Origin of the sequence: Flavimobilis marinus (assembly GCF_900113055.1) — a bacterium.
GTDB classification, from domain to species: domain Bacteria; phylum Actinomycetota; class Actinomycetes; order Actinomycetales; family Cellulomonadaceae; genus Flavimobilis; species Flavimobilis marinus.
This window is the reverse complement of the sequence record NZ_FONZ01000005.1, coordinates 123,486-141,234: the sequence shown is the minus strand read 5'-3', so window position 1 is coordinate 141,234 and position 17,749 is coordinate 123,486. Positions and strand designations below refer to the sequence as shown.

21 protein-coding genes are annotated in these 17,749 nt (G+C 72.4%); 11 read left to right on the top strand and 10 right to left on the bottom strand.

The features are described 5' to 3' along the window. Positions 1-14 precede the first annotated feature (14 nt). The 3 genes from BMZ30_RS12805 to BMZ30_RS12795 form a co-directional block, all read right to left on the bottom strand. Positions 15-884, bottom strand: a complete 870-nt coding sequence (locus tag BMZ30_RS12805; RefSeq protein ID WP_093379551.1) for an ABC transporter permease — start codon at positions 882-884, stop codon at positions 15-17. After that, entirely contained in the window at positions 881-2,155 is a 1,275-nt protein-coding gene (locus BMZ30_RS12800; RefSeq protein WP_093379548.1) for a quaternary amine ABC transporter ATP-binding protein, read from the bottom strand. The genes BMZ30_RS12805 and BMZ30_RS12800 overlap by 4 nt, the downstream gene beginning before the upstream one ends. A 434-nt stretch (positions 2,156-2,589) precedes the next feature. Continuing rightward, entirely contained in the window at positions 2,590-3,144 is a 555-nt protein-coding gene (locus BMZ30_RS12795) for a hypothetical protein (protein WP_093379546.1), read from the bottom strand. Positions 3,145-3,275: 131 nt separating this feature from the next. Between BMZ30_RS12795 and BMZ30_RS12790 the strand changes: the two genes are divergently transcribed. The 6 genes from BMZ30_RS12790 (at position 3,276) to BMZ30_RS12765 (ending at position 7,599) form a co-directional block, all read left to right on the top strand. Further along, positions 3,276-3,617, top strand: coding sequence for a PadR family transcriptional regulator (locus BMZ30_RS12790; RefSeq protein WP_093379543.1), 342 nt, complete (start codon positions 3,276-3,278; stop codon positions 3,615-3,617). After that, complete coding sequence (locus tag BMZ30_RS12785) at positions 3,614-4,147, top strand: HAAS signaling domain-containing protein (RefSeq protein WP_093379541.1); 534 nt, start codon at positions 3,614-3,616, stop codon at positions 4,145-4,147. Before BMZ30_RS12790 ends, BMZ30_RS12785 begins: the two co-directional genes overlap by 4 nt. 6 nt (positions 4,148-4,153) lie before the next feature. After that, positions 4,154-4,360 carry a hypothetical protein gene (locus tag BMZ30_RS12780; protein WP_093379539.1) on the top strand — a complete coding sequence of 69 codons (207 nt, stop codon included), beginning with the start codon at positions 4,154-4,156 and terminating at the stop codon, positions 4,358-4,360. Positions 4,361-4,433: 73 nt separating this feature from the next. Then, the gene (locus BMZ30_RS12775) at positions 4,434-4,748 is read left to right on the top strand and encodes a metal-sensitive transcriptional regulator (protein ID WP_093379536.1); all 315 of its coding nucleotides are present in this window, start codon (positions 4,434-4,436) and stop codon (positions 4,746-4,748) included. Positions 4,749-4,801: 53 nt separating this feature from the next. After that, the gene (locus BMZ30_RS12770; RefSeq protein ID WP_093379534.1) at positions 4,802-5,029 is read left to right on the top strand and encodes a heavy-metal-associated domain-containing protein; all 228 of its coding nucleotides are present in this window, start codon (positions 4,802-4,804) and stop codon (positions 5,027-5,029) included. Positions 5,030-5,079: 50 nt separating this feature from the next. Continuing rightward, complete coding sequence (locus tag BMZ30_RS12765) at positions 5,080-7,599, top strand: heavy metal translocating P-type ATPase (protein WP_093379531.1); 2,520 nt, start codon at positions 5,080-5,082, stop codon at positions 7,597-7,599. A gap of 61 nt (positions 7,600-7,660) precedes the next feature. On the opposite strand, the gene BMZ30_RS12760 is transcribed toward BMZ30_RS12765, so the two are convergent. Genes BMZ30_RS12760 through BMZ30_RS12745 form a run of 4 tightly spaced genes read right to left on the bottom strand, consistent with a single transcriptional unit; the run spans position 7,661 to position 10,273 of the window. Next, a complete protein-coding gene (locus BMZ30_RS12760) occupies positions 7,661-8,422 on the bottom strand; it encodes an ABC transporter permease (protein WP_093379529.1) in 762 nt (253 codons plus the stop codon). Beyond that, the gene (locus BMZ30_RS12755; protein WP_093379526.1) at positions 8,419-9,315 is read right to left on the bottom strand and encodes an ABC transporter ATP-binding protein; all 897 of its coding nucleotides are present in this window, start codon (positions 9,313-9,315) and stop codon (positions 8,419-8,421) included. Before BMZ30_RS12755 ends, BMZ30_RS12760 begins: the two co-directional genes overlap by 4 nt. After that, positions 9,312-9,626, bottom strand: a complete 315-nt coding sequence (locus BMZ30_RS12750) for a transcriptional regulator (RefSeq protein ID WP_093379523.1) — start codon at positions 9,624-9,626, stop codon at positions 9,312-9,314. The genes BMZ30_RS12755 and BMZ30_RS12750 overlap by 4 nt, the downstream gene beginning before the upstream one ends. Then, positions 9,623-10,273 (bottom strand): hypothetical protein, encoded by a 651-nt coding sequence (locus tag BMZ30_RS12745; protein ID WP_093379521.1) that lies wholly within the window; start codon positions 10,271-10,273, stop codon positions 9,623-9,625. The genes BMZ30_RS12750 and BMZ30_RS12745 overlap by 4 nt, the downstream gene beginning before the upstream one ends. 112 nt (positions 10,274-10,385) lie before the next feature. Here BMZ30_RS12745 and BMZ30_RS12740 point away from each other — a divergent pair, with 112 nt between their 5' ends. Together BMZ30_RS12740 and BMZ30_RS12735 are read left to right on the top strand one after the other, a co-directional pair. Further along, positions 10,386-11,183 (top strand): CPBP family intramembrane glutamic endopeptidase, encoded by a 798-nt coding sequence (locus BMZ30_RS12740; protein WP_093379519.1) that lies wholly within the window; start codon positions 10,386-10,388, stop codon positions 11,181-11,183. Between the two features lie 23 nt (positions 11,184-11,206). Beyond that, positions 11,207-13,783: a flippase-like domain-containing protein gene (locus BMZ30_RS12735; RefSeq protein WP_093379518.1), complete on the top strand. Its 2,577-nt coding sequence runs from the start codon at positions 11,207-11,209 to the stop codon at positions 13,781-13,783. A gap of 117 nt (positions 13,784-13,900) precedes the next feature. On the opposite strand, the gene rpmF is transcribed toward BMZ30_RS12735, so the two are convergent. Beyond that, positions 13,901-14,071 carry a 50S ribosomal protein L32 gene (gene rpmF / locus BMZ30_RS12730; RefSeq protein ID WP_093379516.1) on the bottom strand — a complete coding sequence of 57 codons (171 nt, stop codon included), beginning with the start codon at positions 14,069-14,071 and terminating at the stop codon, positions 13,901-13,903. A gap of 199 nt (positions 14,072-14,270) precedes the next feature. Then, positions 14,271-14,552, bottom strand: a complete 282-nt coding sequence (locus tag BMZ30_RS12725) for an HU family DNA-binding protein (RefSeq protein ID WP_093379515.1) — start codon at positions 14,550-14,552, stop codon at positions 14,271-14,273. A gap of 470 nt (positions 14,553-15,022) precedes the next feature. On the opposite strand from BMZ30_RS12725, the gene BMZ30_RS12720 reads away from it, so the two are divergent. Next, positions 15,023-15,391 (top strand): ATP-binding protein, encoded by a 369-nt coding sequence (locus tag BMZ30_RS12720; protein WP_093379639.1) that lies wholly within the window; start codon positions 15,023-15,025, stop codon positions 15,389-15,391. Here BMZ30_RS12720 and BMZ30_RS12715 read toward each other — a convergent pair. Next, complete coding sequence (locus BMZ30_RS12715) at positions 15,388-16,518, bottom strand: MalY/PatB family protein (RefSeq protein ID WP_093379512.1); 1,131 nt, start codon at positions 16,516-16,518, stop codon at positions 15,388-15,390. The two genes, BMZ30_RS12720 and BMZ30_RS12715, sit on opposite strands and share 4 nt — an antisense overlap. Before the next feature lie 49 nt (positions 16,519-16,567). Between BMZ30_RS12715 and BMZ30_RS12710 the strand changes: the two genes are divergently transcribed. Together BMZ30_RS12710 and BMZ30_RS12705 are read left to right on the top strand one after the other, a co-directional pair. Continuing rightward, positions 16,568-17,383, top strand: a complete 816-nt coding sequence (locus BMZ30_RS12710) for a Cof-type HAD-IIB family hydrolase (RefSeq protein ID WP_177191377.1) — start codon at positions 16,568-16,570, stop codon at positions 17,381-17,383. Positions 17,384-17,447: 64 nt separating this feature from the next. After that, on the top strand, positions 17,448-17,687 hold the full coding sequence (locus tag BMZ30_RS12705; RefSeq protein ID WP_093379507.1) for a hypothetical protein: 240 nt from the start codon (positions 17,448-17,450) through the stop codon (positions 17,685-17,687). Positions 17,688-17,749 lie beyond the last annotated feature (62 nt).

Here is a 17,749-nt window from a genome sequence, read left to right as displayed (position 1 = left end):
GCCGGGCGAGGCCGTCAGGCCGAGGCGGTGGCGATCGCGCGGGCGACGGGTGAGCGGGCGCTGAAGGCCGCCGTGACCCGGTCGAGGAACATCGCGAGGATGACGACCGCGAGCCCCGCCTCGAAGCCGAGCGAGACGTTGACTCGCTGGAGGGCACCGACGACGTCGCGGCCGAGGCCGGCCGCACCGGTCAGACCCGAGATCACGACCATCGACAGGGACAGCATGATGACCTGGTTGACGCCCGCCATCAGTGTCGGCATGGCCAGGGGGAGCTGGATCTGACGCAGGATGCGTCCCTCGCTCGCGCCGAACGCGTGGCCGGCCTCGACGACCTCCTTGTCGACCTGGCGGATGCCGAGCTCGGTGAAGCGGACGCCGGGGGCCAGGGCGAAGACGACGGTCGCGACGATCCCCGGCACCGCGCCGGTCAGGAAGATGACGACCGTCGGGATCAGGTAGACGAACGCGGGCATCGTCTGCATGAAGTCCAGGACAGGCCGCACGGCACGGGAGACGTGATCGTTGCGCGCGGCCCAGATGCCCAGCGGGATGCCGATGACCAGCGCGATGCCACTCGCGAGGATGACCAGGGCGAGGGTGTCCATCGCATTGGACCACTGGTCCACCGCGGCGATGACCGAGAACCCGATCGCCGAGCCGAGGGCGAGCTTCCAGCCCTTCGCCAGGAGCGCGAGGCCGGACAGCAGCAGGGCGATCACCCAGAAGGGCGGTGAGGTCAGGACGAGGTCGAGTCCCTCGTAGGCGCCCAGCAGGACCGTCTTGATGCTGTCGAAGACGACCTCTCCGGCGTCGGTGACCCACGCGACGAAGTCGGCGACGCCGTCGCCCAGCGGGACGCGGGGAATGATCGTGTCGCTCATCGCAGGTCTCCTTCCGTCGGAGCGGCGGCGTCCGGCAGCGCAGGCACCAGGTCCGCGCCGTCGTCGGTGCTCGGGTCCGTGTCCGTGTCCGTGTCCGTGTCCGTGTCCGGGGGCACCATCGCCTCGAGCAGGGTGACGCGCGGGACGACGCCCATGAGGCGCCCGTCGTCGTCGATCACCGGGACCGGGAGTGGTGACTCGGCCGACGGCGCGAAGATCTCCGCGAGCGACGTCGTCACGTTGACCGTGGCCATGTCGTTGCGGACGATCTGCTCGATCGACTCGGCGCCGGCGCGCAGGGCGGCCACCGCCTCGTCGTCGCGGACCACGCCGCGCAGCACGCGGTTGCGGTCGACCACGAACGCGGCGGACACCTGGGCCTCCCGCATGGTGCGGCTCGCCTGGCGCGGCCCGGCGGTCCAGGACACGACGGCCGTGGGGCGGACCATGACCGACGACGCCGTCAGGACGCGCGTGCGGTCGACGTCGGCGACGAACTGCGCGACGTAGTCGTTGGCGGGGTCGGAGAGGATCTCCTCCGCGGTGCCGATCTGCACGATCCGGCCGTCGCGCATGACCGCGATCCGGTCACCGAGATACATGGCCTCGTTCAGGTCGTGGGTGATGAAGATGATCGTCTTGCCGAGCTTCTGCTGCAGCTCGACGAGCTGCTCCTGCATCTCGCGGCGGATCAGGGGGTCGAGCGCGGAGAACGCCTCGTCCATGAGCAGGATGTCGGTGTCGGCGGCCAGCGCACGGGCGAGGCCCACGCGCTGACGCATGCCGCCCGACAGCTGCGACGGGAGCGACTCCTCCCACTGGTCGAGCCCGACGAGGGCGAGAGCCTCTCGCGCCTTGGCCCGGCGCTCATCCTTGCCCATCCCCTGGATCTCGAGGGGGTAGGCGGCATTGTCGAGCACCGTGCGGTGCGGCAGGAGCGCGAAGTGCTGGAACACCATGGAGACCTTGGTACGACGCAAGGTGCGCATCCGCCCGGCGCTCACGGTGGCGAGGTCGTCGTCGCCGAGCAGGACCTTGCCCGCGCTCGGGCGCCACAGCCCGTTGAGCATGCGGATGAGGGTCGACTTGCCGGAGCCCGAGAGGCCCATGACGACGAAGATCTCACCGGGGGCGACGTCGAAGCTCGCGTCGATGACCGCGGCGGTGCCCGGGACGTCGTCCCGGCTCGCGCCCTGCTTCAGGCGGCGGACCGCCTCGCCGGGCTTGCGGCCGAAGACCTTGTAGACGTTCTCTACGCGAATCGCTGACATGTGTGCGGGGATCACTACCTTCGTCGGGGCACGCGCCCGTGAGGGCGCACATCGTCGTGGGATCGACTTCCGACCGGCAGCTCAGCGAGACGCAGGCGTGCACCGCACGAGGCGCGGTGGCCAGCACCGCACGAGCGGCGCAGGCGACCCAGAGGGCCGCAGGCTCGACGCCGACACGGCGGAAGTCCTGCTCCACCATGCCCCATCCGGGGTGGATCTGCGGTCCACGGACCGGGCGGCCAGGTCAACTCCTGGCCATCTCTTGACCAAATCGGCGCTGTGACCAGCGTATTTGCAGCGATTGTGATCGTTATCGCAATGTGACCCCGGTGCGCGGCCGGTCCACCGGGCGGATCGCCCATTCCGGTGATACCGGGCGTGACGACGGTCGCGAGGCAGCCCCCTGCGCTGCCTCGCGACCGTCCGAGTCGGCCTCAGTAGATGCCGCAGGTACCGTCCGACGACGATCCACCCGAGGCGGCACCCCTGACGCGGGCGCACTGGAGCCGGCTCTGCACCTCGATCCCACCCGCCCGCAGGGTGAACTTGTGCTGCGTGAACGACCGCCCCTGGTTGGAGACGACCCCGGCGCCGCGGTCGACGATCCCGCGGTACTGCCAGCCCGGCGTCCGGGTCTCGCCGCCGGCGGATGCCACGCGCGCCGCGGTGACGCGGGTGCCCGACGCGCACCAGTAGCCCACGTGGTAGAAGGTGTAGAGGACGGTGCCCGCAGCCGAGCGGGGGCGCCAGGTCCAGCGCTGGGTCCAACAGCCCGTCGCCATGGGCGACACGGTCTGGGCTCCGCCCTTGGCGACCGCGAGGCTCGTGAGGGCCGGAAGGTCAGCTGGCAGCTGCGGTCCGACCTCGACCTCGGTGGTGACAGGAAGCAGGTCTGCGAGGTCCGCCGGGTCCGCGTCTGGCTCATCCGCCGTCGCGGCGACCGCGCCGCCGAGCAGCATCAGCACAGCGAGCACGGCCGAGGCCGTCACTCTCCCGAGACTCCGCATCAGACTCCTTCCAGCGTCGTCGGACAGCACGCACGCCCTGTCCGGGAACACCAAAGCAAGGTTCCTGGCATTCGTCTATACCTTGTAGTGCACGATACTGCTACGGTGCCTTCATGACCGGGGTCTCCGAGAGTGTGCTCACGCAGCTGCGCAAGGGCGTGCTGGAGTACTGCGTGCTCGCGTGCCTGCGCACCGGTCCCGCCTACGGCCTCGAGCTCGCGTCGCGCCTCGGTCGCCACCAGGTGCTCTTCGCGAGCGAGGGCACCCTCTATCCCCTCCTGTCACGACTCCGGAAGCAAGGCCTCGTGGAGACGACGTGGCAGGAGTCGACGAGCGGCCCGCCGCGCCGCTACTACGAGCTCACCGCCGAGGGCACCGCCGCCCTCGCCGCCTTCGCCGCGACCTGGGGTCCGTTCCGCGAAGACGTCGACACCGTGCTCAAGGAGACCCGATGACGACCACGAGGACCGCCATGAACAAGCACCCGCTGGTCGAGGCGTACCTGGCCGACCTCGACCGCGCCCTGCGCGGCTCGGACCCGCGCGAACGAGCCGAGACGCTGGCATCGATCACCGAGCACCTCGACGAGGCTCTGGGGAACGCGCCCAGCACGGACGCCGTGCGCCAGGTGCTCGCCGAGCTCGGTCCGGTCGACGCGATCGCCGCGTCCACGACGCCCGCCGAGCCGCACCACGCAGCCCAGCCTCCCCGGTGGTTGCCGGCCCTCTCGCTCGCGATGGCCGGCGCGAGCCTCGCGCTGCTCCTGCTCAACCCGTTCATCGCGCTGCCGCTGGCCCTGGCCGCGCTCGTGATGGGCATCGTGCAGCTGCGCTCCGACGCCTCGAGCAGACCGCTGACCTGGGCTGCCGTCGCGGTGTCGACCGCCACGATCCTCGGCGCCGTGATCCTCGCCATCCTGCTCCTCTCCGTGAGCCAGGACGACGATCCGGTGCCGTCGCCGCGCGAGTCCGTGCAGCAGAGGTGACCGACCATGTCGACACCCGCCGCCGAGCTCGAGCGTGAGCTGCGCCGACTCGCGTTCGTGGAGCACCGCAGGCTGCTCGGCTCATTGAGCCCCGCCGCCCGAGCGGTGCTGGCCATGCGGCTCAACCCGGTCGGTCCGGGGCAGGTTCGCACCATCGGCCACGGCGCCTCCTCGGGGGAGCCCGGCGGCACGCCGCAGCGCCTGGAGGGATAGGTCCGGCATCCGGGTGCACATACCCCCAGGGGGTACTTGCACGTATACCCCTCTGGGGTATACGTTGCTTCGCATGAGCACCGACGCGAGCCCGACCACGCACGACGGCCCCCACGGGTACGCCTCCGACAAGGACGCGTACCTCAAGCGTCTGCGCCGTGTCGAGGGCCAGGTGCGCGGCATCGCGCGGATGGTCGAGGAGGACGTCTACTGCATCGACATCCTCACGCAGGTCGCGGCCGTCACCAAGGCTCTGCAGGCCGTCAGCCTCGGCCTCGTCGAGGACCACCTGGGCCACTGCGTCGTGCACGCCGCCCAGCAGTCCGAGGAGGCCGGCGCAGCGAAGGTGCGCGAGGCCGCCGACGCGATCGGTCGCCTGCTGCGCTGAGCGCAGCGTTCCCACCCCGAGTCCCCCCGAGTCACCAACCCCGAGGAGAAACCATGAGCGAGCAGACCACCACCACCACGTTCGGCGTCACCGGCATGACCTGCGGCAACTGCGTCCGCCACGTCACCGAGGAGCTCGAGCAGATCGACGCCGTCAAGTCCGTGTCGATCGAGCTCGTCACCGACGGCGCCTCCCAGGTGACGGTCGTCTCCGACGACGAGATCCCCGCCGACACCCTGCGCCACGCGATCGACGAGGCCGGCTACAGCATCGTCGTCTGACCCCGGCGCCCACCGGGCGCCCGCGCCACCCCCGACCGAAGGACACCGCCATGCCTGCCCCCCAGACCGATCTCCCCCTGACGCTCGACCTCGCGGTCGAGGGGATGACATGCGCGTCCTGCGTCGCCCGCGTGGAGAAGCGGCTGAACCAGGTGCCCGGCGTCGCGGCGACCGTCAACCTCCCGCTCGAGTCGGCGCACGTCGTGCTCTCGCCGCAGGAGGACGGGGGCTTCGCGAGCGAGGACGAGATCGTCGCCGCGGTCCGCAAGGCAGGCTACGACGCACGGGTCACCGGGACCACGCGTGCACCCGAGGCCGCGGACACCGAGGCGGCGGTTTCCGCTGGCGAGCGTGACGACCTCGAGGGCACCCCCGCCGGCGGCTTCGCCGACGAGGCGGCCGGCGCGCACCACGAGGCCGACACCTCGGCGCCCACCAGCGACCGCGGCGCCGACCTGCGTCGTCGGCTGCGCGTCGGGGCGGTGCTGAGCGTGCCCGTCGTCGCCCTCTCGATGATCCCGGCCCTGCAGTTCACGGGGTGGCAGTGGGTCGTCGCCGCGCTCGCGATCCCCGTCGTGACGTGGGGCGCGTGGCCGTTCCACCTGGCGGCGGCCAGGGCCGGGAGGCACGGCGCCTCGACGATGGACACCCTGGTGTCCCTGGGCGTGATCGCCGCGACGCTGTGGTCCCTGTGGGCGCTCCTGCTCGGCGGCGCCGGCGAGCTCGGCATGACCATGCGGCCGAGCCTCATCCCGGCCCGCACCGAGCACGCAGGCGCGCCCGAGCTGTACTTCGAGGTCGCCGTCGTCGTCACCACGTTCCTCCTCGCGGGGCGCTATGCGGAGCTGCGCTCCCGACGTCGGGCGGGCGACGCGCTGCGCAGCCTGCTCGAGCTCGGGGCGCGCTCGGCGACCATCCGGGAGACCGGCGCCGACGGCGTCGTCCACGAGCGCGAGATCCCCGCGGCGGACCTCGCGGTCGATGACGTGCTCGTGGTGCGCCCCGGCGAGAAGATCGCGACGGACGGCGTCGTGCTCGAGGGGAGCGGCGCGATCGACGCCTCCCTGCTGACCGGCGAGTCCTTGCCGGTCGAGGTGGGCGTCGGGGACACCGTGACCGGCGCGACCGTCAACACCTCCGGACACCTGGTGGTCCGTGCGACGCGGGTGGGGTCGGAGACCACGCTCGCGCAGATCGGACGCCTGGTCAGCCAGGCACAGACGGGCAAGGCCCCGGTGCAGCGGCTCGCCGACCGCATCTCGGCGGTGTTCGTGCCCGTGGTCCTCGTGATCGCCGTCGCGACCTTCGTCGCGTGGCTCGTGCTCAACGGCACCGACGGTGCGGGCGTGCAGGCGGCATTCACCGCGGCCGTCGCGGTGCTGATCATCGCTTGCCCGTGCGCCCTCGGGCTCGCGACGCCGACCGCCCTGCTCGTGGGCACGGGCCGCGCCGCACAGCTCGGGATCGTCATCAAGGGCCCGGAGATCCTCGAGTCCACCCGCCGGATCGACACGATCGTGCTGGACAAGACCGGCACGGTCACCCAGGGCGCGATGGCCGTCACCGACGTCGTCCCCCTATCCGACGACGTCAGCGCCGCGGACATCCTCCGCTTCGCCGCCGCGGTCGAGGCCAAGTCGGAGCACCCGATCGCCAGAGCCATCACGAAAGCGGCGGCCCAACCCGCTGAGTGCATGGTTTTGGCGGTCGAAACGGCCTCGGACACCGCCAAAATCACGCACTCAACGGATGAGGTCGGGGCGGACGGGGTGGTGGTCGGGTCGGACCAGGTGGTCGACTTCGTGATGGCCGCCGGGGGCGGCGTGTCCGGCGTGGTCCGGACCGCGCACTCAGGGCCGCACCTGTCGCGGCGGGTCGTGGTCGGCAAGCCCGGCTGGATCGCTGCCGAGCTCGACTCCGACGACGCGCCCTGGGCCAATGCCGTCGCCGACGCCGAGGCCGACGGCGGCACCGCGGTCGTCGTCGCCTGGAACGGCACCGCCCGCGGCGTCGTCGTGCTCCGCGACCCGGTCAAGGAGACCTCGGCGCACGCGATCGCCGAGCTCCGCAGCCTCGGGCTCCGTCCCTACCTGCTCACCGGCGACAACGCCGGCGCTGCCCGCACCGTGGCGCACGACGTCGGCATCGCCCCTGCCGACGTCATCTCCGGCGTGCTCCCCCAGGGCAAGGTCGACGTCGTGCGCCGGCTCCAGGACGAGGGCAAGGTCGTCGCCGTCGTCGGGGACGGCGTGAACGACGCCGCGGCGCTCGCCCAGGCAGGCCAGCGCGGGCTGGGCCTCGCGATGGGCACCGGCACGGACGTCGCGATCGAGGCGAGCGACATCACCCTGGTCTCGGGCGACCTACGCTCCGCGGCCGCCGCCATCCGCGTCTCACGCCGCACCCTGAGGATCATCAAGCAGAACCTGTTCTGGGCGTTCGCGTACAACGTCGCGGCCATCCCGCTCGCGGCGCTCGGCCTGCTCAACCCGATGATCGCCGGGGCCGCGATGGCCGCGAGCTCGGTCCTCGTCGTCGGGAACTCCCTGCGCCTGCGCCGCGCGCACTGACGTACGACGCCGCGAAGGGCGGGTGCCGCACCGGCGCCCGCCCTTCCCGCTCCGGCGCAGGTCAGCGGAAGCGGCGGCCCTCGTCCCGCCGGTACGCCACCACCGCCAGCGCCGTGAACAGCGCCGTCCAGGCCAGGAGCACCGGCCACGCGAGCGCGTAGACCTCGGCCCCGGTCACGGCACCGACGAGCAGGTCCCGGCCCGCACGCGTGGGCAGCAGCTCGGAGAACGTCGCCATCCAGTCCGGGAACAGCTCCGGCGGCATGAACAGGCCGCCCGCGAACGCGAGCGGGAACAGGATCACCTGGACCGCGGCGAGCGCCGCCTTGGCGGGCATCCCGAAGCCGACCGCCATGCCGAGCAGGACGAACGGCACCGCGGCGACGACGGCGACGCCGAGCCCCGCGAGCAGCCGCGGCGCGGTGACCGTCGCGTCGGTGAAGAGCCAGCCGATCACGACGAGCGGCAGCAGCCCGAGCAGCCCGAACAGGGCACCGTTCCCGACGCGCCCGACCATGCGCGGCACCGGTCCCGCCGGCAGCGCCCGGACGTACGGGTCGAACGGCTGCGCGCGGTCCTCGGCAACCCCGACGCCGTGCGTGAACATGCTCGCGGAGATGATCGCGAACAGCCCGAGCGAGGCGACCGACGTCGTCGCGATGACCGCGTCCCGCGCGATCGCCTCCTGGGGCACCACGAAGAAGAACAGCGCGAGCGCCGGGAACAGCATGTTGCCGATCACCGCGATCGGGATGCGCACCGTCTCGAGGAACTGGTAGCGCAGGTGGACCATCGTCAGGGACAGCGTGCTGGGTGCGGTCATGACGCCACCTCCGTGGTCTGGGCGTCGACCATCTGGCCGAACGCCTCCTCGAGGGTCGCGCCGCGCACCTCGATGCCGGTGAACTCGAGACCGGACCGCACGAGCGCCCGGACGTACGCGTCGGCGTCGGGCGTGAACACCTCGTGGGCGTCGCCGGCGCGCTCGGCGCGGGTCACGCCCGGGAGGGCTGCGACGTCGTGCGGGCTCGTCAGCGTGACCCGCCGCAGGCCGACCTGGGAGAGGATCCCGGCCATCGTGTCGTCCGCGACCACACGCCCCCGGTCGACGACGACGACGCGCTCGGCCAGGGCCTGCACCTCCTCGAGGTAGTGGCTGGTGAGAAGGACGGTGCCGCCGGCGGCGTGGTAGCGGCGGATCGCGTCCCACAGGGCGTGCCGGCCGCCGACGTCGAGGCCGGTCGTCGGCTCGTCGAGCAGGATCACGCGGGGCCGGCCCGCGAGCGCGAGCGCGACGGCCAGGCGGCGCTTCTGGCCGCCGGACAGACCACCGGTCTGGCGGTCGGCGAGGTCGGCGAGCCCGAACTCGCCCAGCAGCTCGGCCACGGGCACAGGATCGGGGTAGTGCCGCCCGACGAAGTCCACGACCTCCCCGACCTTGAGCGTCGGCGGCAGCCCGGTCTCCTGTGGCGTCAGGCCGAGACCGCGCCGCGTGGCGGCGACGCGGGGGTCGCCGCCCTCGAGGCGCACGGTCCCGGAGTCGGGCTTGCGCTGCCCGCACACGATCGACAGGAGGGTGGACTTCCCGGCGCCGTTGGGGCCGAGGATGCCGACGAGCTCGCCCGGGGCGATGTCGAGGCTGACGTCGTCGAGGGCGACGACGTCGCCGAAGCGTCGGGTGACCCCGACGACGGAGACTGCTGGACGGGTGCTCATGCGCCCGCTCCTCTCAGGAGGGTGGACAGGGTCTCGGTGTAGACCTCGAAGGCCCGGCGCCCGGCGGACGTCAGCTCGACGTACGTCGCGGGCCGGCGGCCCTCGTGGGTCTTGGTCACGGTCACGTAGGCGGCATCCTCGAGCCGACGCAGGTGCGTCGAGAGGTTGCCGCCGGTCATCTCGAGCAGCTTCTGCAGGCGGGTGAAGGCCATGCGGTCGCCCGGAGCGAGGGTCGCCAGCGTCGCGACCACGCGCAGCCGCGCCTGCGCGTGGATGACGGGGTCGAGCTCGACGTCGTCGGGCGGGGTCATCGCCGGGCCCGCCGCACGCGCCGCAGGTGGTCCGCCAGGGCGAGCGCGAGCATCCCGCCTCCGCCCGCGACCGCCATGACGAGGTAGGTCCACGGCATCCCGGCGACCGCGGCCGCGCCGGTGACGACGACGATCCACACCCCCAGGGCGAACATCGGCTTCTCCTGCCACAGGGCGCCGCCGGCCATGTACAGGACGCCGACGAGCAAGCAGGACGTGGAGTTCCAGGCGATCGCGATCACCTCGGGCGAGGCGCCCGCGTTCACGATGCCCGTGTTGACCAGGTAGACGGCGACGAAGCCGAGGAACCACGACCACCCGAACATGGCACCGCTGGTGGCGCTGGGCCCGCGGATGCCGGAGGAGCGGCGGAGCACGTGCACCACCGTGGCGATCGCCGCGGCCACGAGCGCCACCCCGAAGACCGCGAAGGCGAGCGGAGCCGGCTCCAGGGTCGGGCTCGTGCGCGCGGTCAGGTAGAGCGCCAGGTAGCCCCCGAGCCACGCGAGGCCCCACATGGCGAACAGCAGCCGGGCGTCGGGCTCGCCGCGGTCGCGCACGTGCTCCTGCTGGGCGTGGATCAGCGCGAGGGTCGCGGCGGCGTCGAGGGCGGTGTCGTCGTCGGGCTCGTCGGGGCGGCTGGTCATCGGGTCTCCCGGGCTGGATCGGTGCGACATCTTTGGTTTGTGCTGCAAACTACTTTGCGAGTGTGGCACTTCGCTCAGGTCCCGCGCAAGAGCCGGTGCTATAAATGCGGCCATGACCACCGACGTCGCCACCGAGCTCGCCCCGCAGCAGCGCCGGCGCCTCGGGGTCGAGGTCTGGATCGTCCTCGGGCTGACCCTGGGCCGCTCGGCCGTGTACGCCGTGCTCGCGATCATCGACCGCCTCACCGCCGACACCCCGCTGCGCGACCAGACCACCGCGATCAACACGAGCGCCTCGCCCCGGCCCTACGTGGACCTCGTCTACCAGCTCGTCGGGTTCGCGTTCGCGCTCGTCCCAGTCGCCCTCGCACTCTTCCTGCTGTCGGAGCCCGGCCGCAGCGTCCTGCGGCGGGTGGGCCTCGACCGCGCCCGCCCGCTGCGCGACCTGGGGTGGGGCGTCGCGCTCGCCGCCGCCGTCGGGCTGCCCGGCCTCGCGTTCTGGGCAGCCGGACGCGCGATGGGCATCACCGTGCAGGTCCAGGCGACGACTCTCGACGACCACTGGTGGGTGGTCCCCGTCCTGATCCTCGCCGCGCTCAAGAACGCCCTGGTCGAAGAGGTCATCGTCGTCGCGTACCTCATGGAACGCCTGCGCGACCTGCGCTGGGGCCTGCCCGCGGCCATCGCCACCAGCGCCGTCCTGCGCGGCGCCTACCACCTCTACCAGGGCATCGGGCCGTTCTTCGGCAACATCGCCATGGGGGTGCTGTTCGCCTGGTTCTACCAGTCGCGCTGGGGCCGACGCCGGGTCATGCCGCTCGTCGTCGCGCACACGCTGATGGACGTCGTCGCGTTCGTCGGGTACGCGCTCCTGCCGTTCTCCCTGCTCGAAGGGCTAGGGCTGGCCTGACCCGGCCCTCTAGACTCGGGCCCATGTCCGAGTCCGCACCCCCGCGCGCCCCGGCGCCGGTGGTCCGCACGGCGAGCGACGCCGCGACACCCACGCCCGTGCACCTCATCGACACACCGATGGACCGGGTGCGCCAGCCCAACGACCTGGTGAACCTGCTGCTGGGGATCGCCGGCATCGCCGTGATCATGCTCCTCGCGGTCTTCGCCCACGCCACCACGGTCGGCGTCCAGGAGGACGTGCGCGGGTTCTCCGACGTGCTCGCGCAGGTCCTGCTCATCCCCGTGGCCCTTCTCGAGGGCCTCGTCACGCTCCTCGTCCCGATCACCGTGATCACCGAGCTCGCGATCCGCCGCATGGGACGTCAGCTCGTCGAGTCCGTGCTCGCTGCCGGGCTCGGGCTCGTGCTCGCCGTCATCCTGTACCTGGTCCTCGCCACGTGGGGGTCGGACGCCCTGGTCAACGGGCTGTCCGTCGTCCGCAGCTCGGGCCCGGCGCTGTCGCTGCCCGCCTACGTCGCGGCCATCGCCGCCCTGCTCACGGTCGCGGGGCCGCGCACGCGCCGCCGGTCCGTCGGATGGTCGTGGAACCTCCTGTGGATCACGATCGGGATCTTCCTCATCACCGCCCAGGTCTCCCTCCCCGGCGTCGGCGTCACCCTGCTGCTCGGCTGGGTCGCCGGGCTCGTCGTCCGCTACGTCACCGGCGTGCACAGCGAGCGCGCCTACGGAGCCCGGCTGATCGAGGGCATCCGCCGGGCCGGCTTCGAGCCGACGTCGCTCGTCCGCGTCCGCGACGTCGCCGACGAGCCCCTGCACCACGACCTCGCCGTCGAGATCACGCCCGAGGGGCAGGAGGTCGACCACGGGTCCGACGGCTGGTGGCGCGGGCGGCAGGAGAGTCGCTTCGACCCCGCCACCCTTGCCCTGCTCCGGTCCGCAGACCACCGCGTCTACGCCATGACCACCGCGCACGGGCCGCGACTCGACGTCGTCGTGCTCGACGGCGACCGGCAGGTCGTCGGCTTCCTCAACCGCGCCTGGCGCTCCCTGCGCCTGCGCGGCATCGAGGGACGCGCCGCCCTGACGCTGCGGTCGGTGGCCGAGCGCGCGGCTCTGCTCATGTACGCCGCGCGCGGCGCCGGCGTGTGCACCCCCGAGCTGCGCGGCGTGTCCGCGGCCGACGACTCGATGATCCTCATCCAGACCCACACCTCGGGCGCCGTCTCCCTGCGCGACCTGCCCGAGGACGCGCTCACCGACGCCGTGCTCGAGGAGTGCTGGCGTCAGCTCTGCCTCGCGCACGACGCGGGCCTCGCCCACCGGGCGCTCACGGCCGACGTTGTCCTGCTCAGCGGGAGCGAGACCGGCCCGCAGGTGTGGCTCACCGGCTGGGAGTCGGGCGACGTCGCGTCCTCCGAGCTCGCGCGCCGCATGGACCTCGCCCAGATGCTCGCGCTGCTCGCCCTGCGCGTCGGGGCCGAGCGCGCCCTGGCGTCCGCCGCGAGCGTCCTCACCGACGAGCACATGGCGGCCATCGGACCGCTGCTGCAGCCGGTCGCCCTGCCCCGCTCCACCCGCGAGGAGGTGCGCCGCGACAAGACCGTCCTGACGCAGCTGCGCGACGAGCTGGTCAACCGCATGCCCGAGGCGAGCGTCGAGCCCGAGCGGCTCACGCGGTTCGGCGCCCGCACGATCCTCACGCTCACGCTCGGCATCGTGGCGGCCGTCGTCGTCATCACCACCATGAACTTCCAGGAGATCGTCACCGCCGTACGCGAGGCGAACCCCTGGTGGGCCCTGGCGAGCTTCGTGCTCGGCGCCCTCACGTGGGTCGGCGCGGCCGTCGCGTTCCTGGCCTTCTCGCCCGTGCAGATCGGGCTCTGGCGCGTCACGCTCACCCAGGCCGCGGCCTCCTACGTCGCGCTCGCCGCGCCCGCCGGCATCGGCCCCGCTGCCCTCAACCTCCGGCTCCTGACCCGACGCGGGGTGAGCGTGTCCCTGGCGGGCGCGACCGTCGCGCTGGTGCAGATCTCACAGGTGCTCGTCACCGTGGTGCTGCTGGTCCTGCTCTCGGTCGTCACCGGAGACGGCGGACTGCTGCGCGCCCTGCCGTCCACCACGATCCTCTGGACGCTCGGTGGGCTCAGCGTCGCCGTCGCCGGCGTGCTGAGCGTGCCCGCGCTGCGCCGCTGGGTGCTCGCCCGTCTGGAGCCGCTCGCCCGGCAAGCGTGGCCGCGCCTGAGCTCGATCCTCTCCCGGCCCGGGCGGCTCGGCCTCGGGCTCCTCGGCAACGCCGGCATGACCATGGGCTTCGTGCTCGCGTTCGACGCCGCGCTGCTGGCCTTCGGGCAGGAGATCAGCCTGATCGACGTGGCGATCATCTACCTGGTGGGCAACGCCGTCGGTGCCGCGGCGCCGACCCCCGGCGGCATCGGGGCCATCGAGCTGGTCCTCGCCGGCGCCCTGGCGTCGACCGCGGGCGTCCCTCCCGGCATCGCGACGTCGGTCGTCGTGCTGTTCCGCGTCATGACCTACTGGATCCGCATCCCGATCGGCTGGTTCGCCATGCGCTCGCTCCAGCGCGCCGGAGCGCTCTGACCGGCTCGCCGGGCGCTTGGCCGGGCGCCACGCCAGGCGCCGAGCCGAGCGCCGCGGGGACGACGAAGGCCCCGCCGGAATCCGACGGGGCCTTCGATCGAGGATCTTGCGAGGGGCTCAGCCCTCGACGCTCACCAGTCCACGCTGCGCAGCCTTCACCAGGCGGCGGGGGATGCTGACCGTCTGACCGTCGACGCGGGTGGCGACGAGCGGGGTCTCCGTCGCCTTCCACTGCGAGCGACGCGCACGGGTGTTGGCACGGGACATCTTCCGCTTCGGAACTGCCATGATCGTCCTTTCTCGGGGAAAAACCTTGCTCCGGCACAGCGAGCTAGGGCCCGGGAGCGGTCATATTTCGCTCCATGCTAGGACTCGGCCGGAAGTCCGGTCAAGTTCGGGTGCGTCACCGTCCCCGGACGCACCTCAGCCCCGGACCGAGGGCCGGGGCTGAGGGCTGCGCGAGGCGCAGGTGCTGCGGTCGCCAGGACTACTTGGCGACGGCCTTCTTCAGGATGGAGCCGGCGCTGATCTTGACGCCGTAGCCCGCGGGGATCGAGATCTCCTCGCCCGTGCGGGGGTTGCGACCGGTGCGGGCGGCGCGCTCGACGCGCTCCACCGAGAGCAGGCCGGTGACCTTGACGGCCTCGCCCTTGCCGAGCGAGTCGACGAGCACGTCCTGCAGCGCAGCGAGCGCCTTGTCAGCGTCGGCCTTGGACAGGTCAGCCTTGGCGGCGATGGCCGAGACGAGGTCAGAGCGGTTGAGCGGCATACGTATCCCTTCATCGGGTCGCGCCGGCCGAGGTGCGGGGCCGGCGCTCTGTGGACTTCGTTGCCCGCCTGACGGCGAGGCTTGGCTTCCAGACTAGGGAATCATGCACGACATCGCAGGATCCCGCGATGATGAACTGTACGCGTGTCATGCCTCCGCAGCCGCACGACCACGCGGTCGAGGCGTCGCGCGTCTCGTTGCGCGGGCGTCCCGTCCGGCCGCCGAACTACCTGGTCCGCCCGGCGGCACGCTGGGCCTTCCGTCCTGCTCAGGGCCCCTAAGGGGTATGTTGCGGGGTGTTTTCACCCACCTCGAGCGTCATCCACAGGCGTGCCTCCGGTTGCATCTGCTCGAGACGGGCCACACTCTGATAGGGACATACTCCTCTCCGATCGCCCCGGTCGGACACGGAGCTGGAACGACGGGGCCACCCTGTGCGGGGGGACGGAGGGCGCGAGGTGCAGCAGCAGATGCTCATCGAGCCTGACTTCGCCGCGATCGCACCCGCCCGCCGGTGGGCGAGCAACCACCTCGAGGACGCGGGCGTCTCCGGGCAGACCCTCGACATCCTGGTCCTGCTCGTGAGCGAGGTCGTCACCAACGCCGTGGCGCACGCGATCCCCCCGGTCGCCCTGCTGCTCGCGGTCGACGACCAGCGGGTGCGCGTGGAGGTGCGGGACTGCGCCCGCGAGGTGCCGATAGTGAAGTACCCGACCGCGTCGGCCACCGGCGGTCGCGGCATCGCCCTCGTCGACATGCTCGCCACCCGGTGGGGCGTGACCTCGTTCGACGACGACGAGGAGCGCCTGAAGTCCGTGTGGTTCGAGGTCGAGCTCTAGCCGATCGCTCCGGCCATCCGGCGCACCGCCTCGGTGAGCACGTCGCGCCGCGTCGCCGTGTTGAGCCGCACGAACCCCTCGCCACCTGGGCCGAACGACGCACCGTCGAGCACTGCGACGCGACCGCGGTCGCGGAACGTCGCGGCGGGGTCGTCGAGGCCGAGCGGGCGGCAGTCGAGCCAGGCGAGGTACGTCGCCTGGTGCGGGTGGTGACGTACGGCCGGCAGATGCTCGGCGAGGAGCTCGGCGACGAGGGTGCGCCGCCCGTCGAGCGCGGCGAGCAGCTCGTCGAGCCAGCCCGTGCCGTGCCGCAGCGCGGCGGTGTGCGCGATGGTCGCCATGTGGCTGGTCCCGGAGCCGAGCTCGAAGCGGTCGGGAGCCAGCGCGTCGTCGGACTCCGGCCCGGCGACCGCCAGGGCGGCCTTGAACCCGGCGAGGTTCCAGGCCTTCGATGCGGAGATCAGCGCGTAGCCGCGCGGGTCCACCGTCAGGTACGGCACGTGCGTGGCGCCGGGCAGGACGAGGGGTGCGTGGATCTCGTCCGCGACGACGGTCGCGTGGTGGTCTGCCGCGAGCGCGGCCACCCGGGCGAGCTCGTCGCGGGTGTGCGCGACGCCGGTGGGGTTGTGCGGGTTGCACAGCAGCACGACCGCACGGCTGGCATCGAGCCCGGCCATCGTCTGCGCGAGGTCGTCGAGGTCGAGGCGACCCTCGGGTGTCAGGCCGGTGGTGACCAGACGCCGCCCGGCACGCTCGACGACGGTCGCGAACGGCGGGTAGACGGGACTGGGCACGACGACGGGGTCGTGCGGCCCCGACAGCCGCTCGACGAGGGCGCGCATGGCGGTGATGACGTCGGGGGCCTGCGTGACGTCGTCGGCCGTGAAGGTCCAGCCCCAGCGTTGGGCGGCGAAGTCCGCGAAGGCGTCGGCGTACGCGTGGCCGCCGGGGTAGCCGGTATCCCCGCGCCGCATGGCGTCGCCGACGGCGTCGATCACGGCGGGCTCGATCGGCACGTCCATCTCGGCGACCCACAGCGGGAGCACGTCCGCGGGGTAGGCCTGCCACTTCACGCTGGTGCGCGTGCGCAGCTCGTCGAGGGTCAGGGTGTCCAGGAGGTCAGCCATGGAACGACGCTATCGCCCGCCACCCACACGGCGATGGGAGACTCGGGGCATGCCGCACATCCGCCTCATCGCGTCCGACGTCGACGGGACCCTGCTGACCCCTGACCACCGCATCACCCCCGCTGTCCGGGACACGGTGCTCCGCGCCCGGGCTGCCGGCGTGGACGTGGTCCTCGCCTCGGCACGGGGACCCAAGGCGATGAAGCACCTGCTGGCCGAGCTCGGCACGCTCGACGTCGGGCCCGTCATCTCCTATCAGGGCGCGCTCGTCGGGCAGTACTCGTCCGACGGCGTCCTCGACGTCCTGCACTCGACGCGACTCGACCACGGCGTCGCGCGGGCGGTGGTGGAGGCCGCCCTCGCCGCGGGCGCCACGGTGAACTGGTACGACGACGAGCAGTGGTTCTACTCGGAGTGGAACGGCTACGGCGAGTGGGAGGCGACCGCGACGGGGGTGCAGCCCGACGGGCAGCTCGGGCCCGACCAGCTCGCCGGCCGCGTCGGTCCGCACAAGCTGATGATCCCGCCGAGCTCGGAGGATCCCGCCCTCGTCCCCCGCCTGGCCGCGGCGCTGCCCGAGGGCGCCGTCGGGCACCTCTCGGGCGAGGGCTACCTCGAGATCGTCGCGCCTGGCGTCGACAAGTCCCACGGGCTCGCGCAGCTCCGCGACGACCTCGGCCTGGCCGCGGACCAGGTGGCGGCCGTGGGTGATGGACCCAACGACCTGGGCATGTTCGCCCTGGCGGGTACCGCGGTCGCGATGGCCAACGCGTCCGAGCACGTACGCGCCCAGGCGACGTTCGTGACGGCGTCGAACCTCGAGGACGGGCTCGCGGGCGCGATCGACTCCCTCCTCGCACGCTGACGGCTTCACAAGTCCGACACCTCCACCCCAGGCAACTTCCAGGTCTGCCCTGTCTACTGAGGTCATGGAGCCCTCAGAGGCCATCGAGCCCGTCCCGACGTCCCGCCTGCACGACCTCTCGACGACGTTCGCACTGATCGAACGGCTCGAGCAGCTGGCTGCGCGCTCGGCCCGGAACGACCTCGCGCGGCTCGACGACGAGGCACGCCGCGTGAACCGCGGGCTCGAGCGACTGCTCGCCGAGCTGGAACGCCCGACGAACGTCCGGCCGCTGCGCCCGCTCGACGGCGCTTCGGGCTTCTGACCGCACCCCCTACCCTGGGCCGTATCGCCGCACCTACCCCGCCTCCGCCGTCGGCCACCCCC